The sequence below is a fragment of the Streptomyces sp. NPDC006879 genome (assembly GCF_042869595.1).
Taxonomy (GTDB): Bacteria; Actinomycetota; Actinomycetes; order Streptomycetales; family Streptomycetaceae; genus Streptomyces.
In genome coordinates this window covers 1-2843 of record NZ_JBIAGC010000095.1, presented here as the reverse complement: position 1 = coordinate 2843, position 2843 = coordinate 1, and the positions used below count along the sequence as shown (strand labels likewise).

At 67.4% G+C, this 2843-nt stretch carries 4 protein-coding genes; 2 read left to right on the top strand and 2 right to left on the bottom strand.

Annotation, left to right across the window (positions count from 1 at the left end; genetic code table 11):
* Positions 1-155 precede the first annotated feature (155 nt).
* Complete coding sequence (locus tag ACFYMC_RS29645; protein ID WP_388531215.1) at positions 156-773, top strand: TOPRIM nucleotidyl transferase/hydrolase domain-containing protein; 618 nt, start codon at positions 156-158, stop codon at positions 771-773.
* Positions 774-831: 58 nt separating this feature from the next.
* Here the strand turns inward: ACFYMC_RS29645 and ACFYMC_RS29640 are convergent, their stop codons facing one another.
* Both ACFYMC_RS29640 and ACFYMC_RS29635 read right to left on the bottom strand, forming a co-directional pair.
* Positions 832-993, bottom strand: coding sequence for a hypothetical protein (locus ACFYMC_RS29640; protein WP_388531212.1), 162 nt, complete (start codon positions 991-993; stop codon positions 832-834).
* Positions 990-1181, bottom strand: coding sequence for a hypothetical protein (locus ACFYMC_RS29635; protein ID WP_388531210.1), 192 nt, complete (start codon positions 1179-1181; stop codon positions 990-992). The genes ACFYMC_RS29640 and ACFYMC_RS29635 overlap by 4 nt, the downstream gene beginning before the upstream one ends.
* Positions 1182-1323: 142 nt before the next feature.
* On the opposite strand from ACFYMC_RS29635, the gene ACFYMC_RS29630 reads away from it, so the two are divergent.
* Positions 1324-2430 (top strand): helix-turn-helix domain-containing protein, encoded by a 1107-nt coding sequence (locus tag ACFYMC_RS29630; RefSeq protein WP_388531208.1) that lies wholly within the window; start codon positions 1324-1326, stop codon positions 2428-2430.
* Positions 2431-2843: the final 413 nt, after the last annotated feature.

Sequence of the window (2843 nt, the reverse complement as noted above, 5' to 3'; positions counted from 1 at the left end):
TACCCATGTTGCTCTTCTTGCTCACTACCTGTGACTGCTTCCTCCGGGACTATCCGTCCCAGTATCAGGCTGTCCAGGTCACAGGGGGAGCCTCAGTTCCTGAGGCCGTCGAATAATCCCGTGCCGTGCCACCGATGGACGTGCAGACTCACCCCATGGCCGACATGAGGGCGTTCCAGGATGCGATCACCAGCTGGGCGACGGGGGGTCCCGACGGGCCGGCACGCGATCTGGCGGAACGCCTGGGAGTACGGACCGCGGTGCTCCTGGAGGGGCTGAGCGATCTCGCGGCCGTCGAGGCGCTGGCCGCCCGGCGCGGCCGGAACCTGGCCGCCGAGGGAGTGTGTGTCGTGTCGATGGGCGGGGCGATGAGCGTCGGCCGCTATGCCAGGCTCCTCGGGCCGCCCGGCCTCGGTCTGCGCCTGACAGGACTGTGCGACGAGGGCGAGAAGGGTTTCTACGAGCGCGGGCTGACGCGCTCGCAGGCCCCGCTCCAGGACGTCTACGTATGCACCACAGATCTGGAGGACGAACTCATCCGCGCGCTCGGCACGGCAGGAGTCGAGGAGATTCTCCGCGCCGAGGGTGACTTCCGTGCCTGGCAGTCCTTCCAGCGTCAGCCCGCACAGCACGGTCGGCCCCGGCATCAGCAGGTGCGGCGCTTCCTCGGCACGAAGAAGGGCCGCAAGATCCGCTACGGCCGTCTCCTTGTCGAGGCTCTCGCACCGGACCGGACGCCGCCCCCGCTCGACGGCCTCCTCACGAGCCTGTGAGGGCGTGGACGGGCTGTCGTTTCGAGCGTGCTCGACAGTGGATGAGCGCGGGCGTCAATCAGTTGACCAGATGGCCCGGCCACACGAACGCCGTGGGGGTCTTCCGGCGCTCGCTGGGGAGCTTGGCCGGGTCCTCCCATTCGGGGTCCACGTCGCGGAGGATGCCGACCCTTCCGGCGCTGTCCTCGACTCGGTGGCCGATGTCCTCACGGGTGATCATCTCGGGCACCTGTCCACATGCTGGTGGATGACCACAGGCGGGCCCGACTGCCGTTCCAGCGTCCCTCGGCGGCAGCGCTCAAGGCTCTTGATCGGCTCCATGCACGCCGGGCACGTCTCGCCAGCGGGCGCGTAGGTCACGTACTCCCACTGACGCGCGTCGGTGTCGGTCTCGGTCTGGGTCGCCATCGTCCCGCCATCCCCTCGCGAATCGGTCCGCCGATCGTTCCGCCGAACAGCGCCCCCACGTAGGGGCATTCCTAGGGGCAAGTGCCGTTCGATCACCCGTTCTTGCCCTGTCATGGGGCAGCGGTAGGGGCAAGATGGACCCATGGCGATCGGAGAGCTGATCAAGGATTCGCGCACGGCTCGCGGGTGGAGCCAGGGGCGGCTAGCGTCAGCGATGAATGACGCCTTTGGAACGAACCTTGATCGGGAGTACGTCAGCCGCTGGGAGCGTTCCAAGGTGACGCCGGGGCCGTTCTACCTCCGGTGCCTGTCGGCCGTCCTGGATGTGCCCCTAGCCGCTCTAGAGGGTGAAGTGAAGCGCCGTACGTTCCTGACCGACGCAGCCGGGGCAGCGATAGCGCCCGTGGTCGCCTCCGACCTCCTCAGAGTGGGATTCGCCGCCCGACTCCAAGGCGGCCCGTCCGTGGACACGTGGGAGGCCAAGCTAGCCACGTACGGCACGGAGTACATGAGCCTTGGCGCGGCTGACATTCAGCGGCGCGTGAGCAGTGAACTCGTCGTAGTTCAACAACAGTTGGACAACCCCCGGCTTTGGTCGGTGGCCGCACGACTCATGACCCTGTATGCCAAGACGTTTCCCGGCTCGGACGGCTCCAAAGCGGTGCAGTGGTACCGCATGGCGGCACAGGCAGCGGACCAGTCCGGCGACGACGACGCACGGGTATGGGTCCGGGGTCGGGCTGCTATCGCGCTGGGCTACGAGGGGGCATCACTCGGCGTTGCTGATGTGCTGGCCGATCAGGCAGTGGCGATCAGCGGCAAGCCGTCGCTAGGGCTGCTGAACGCGATCTTCGGCAAGGCTCACGCGGCAGCGATCCGGGGCGACGTCGACACTGCGCGAAAGCTCATGGACGACGGGCGGCGCATCTTCGATAAGGCCGGATCGCACGAGCAGACCAGCGACTACGCCGTGCCATGGTGGCGCATGAACGTCTTCGCCTCACTCCTCGCCGCCCGCCTCGGAGACGAGAACGCAGCAGTAGCCGCACAGGACGCGGCACGGCGAGAGCTGCCCGATGAACTGCCCCGGTTCGCTACCCACCTGGAGATGCACCGGGGGCTCATGCTCGCCCGGTCCGGCGACGTGTCCGGCGGGGCGGCGTACGCACGGGCAGCCCTTGACGCACTGCCCCCCGAGAAGCACTCGCTGACGCTGCGGCTCCTCATGGCTGAGGTAGAGCAGTCCTGAGTAGTCCAGGAATCGATGGGAGCAACACCCTTGATTTTCAGGTGTGTTCGTATGGCCGACTGCTCAGCCGGCCCAGCTTGCCGCCTGCGGATCGATGGCCCCGACGCAGAAAGCCCCCGACGGCTACCCAGTTCGGGCAGCCACCGGGGGGTCACGAGTTCTGTGTGCTGACCCCCCGATAGGCCTCAGCGTGGGCGTGGGTGCACGAAGAACTGAAGCCCGCGCAAACCTCCGCAAGGTCACCCTGCCGCCCTGACGGCGAAGCTGTCCTCCATCGGGAATGTGTGGCCCTCTGCGGCCGGGAGGATCGCCGCAGGGGTGAGCTTGCTCCGCTTTGACGGACACCCTCGTTGTGGTGGTCAGACCGCGAGTGTGGTCTCGTAGTCGGCGGGGCTGCGGTAGCCCAGGCTGCT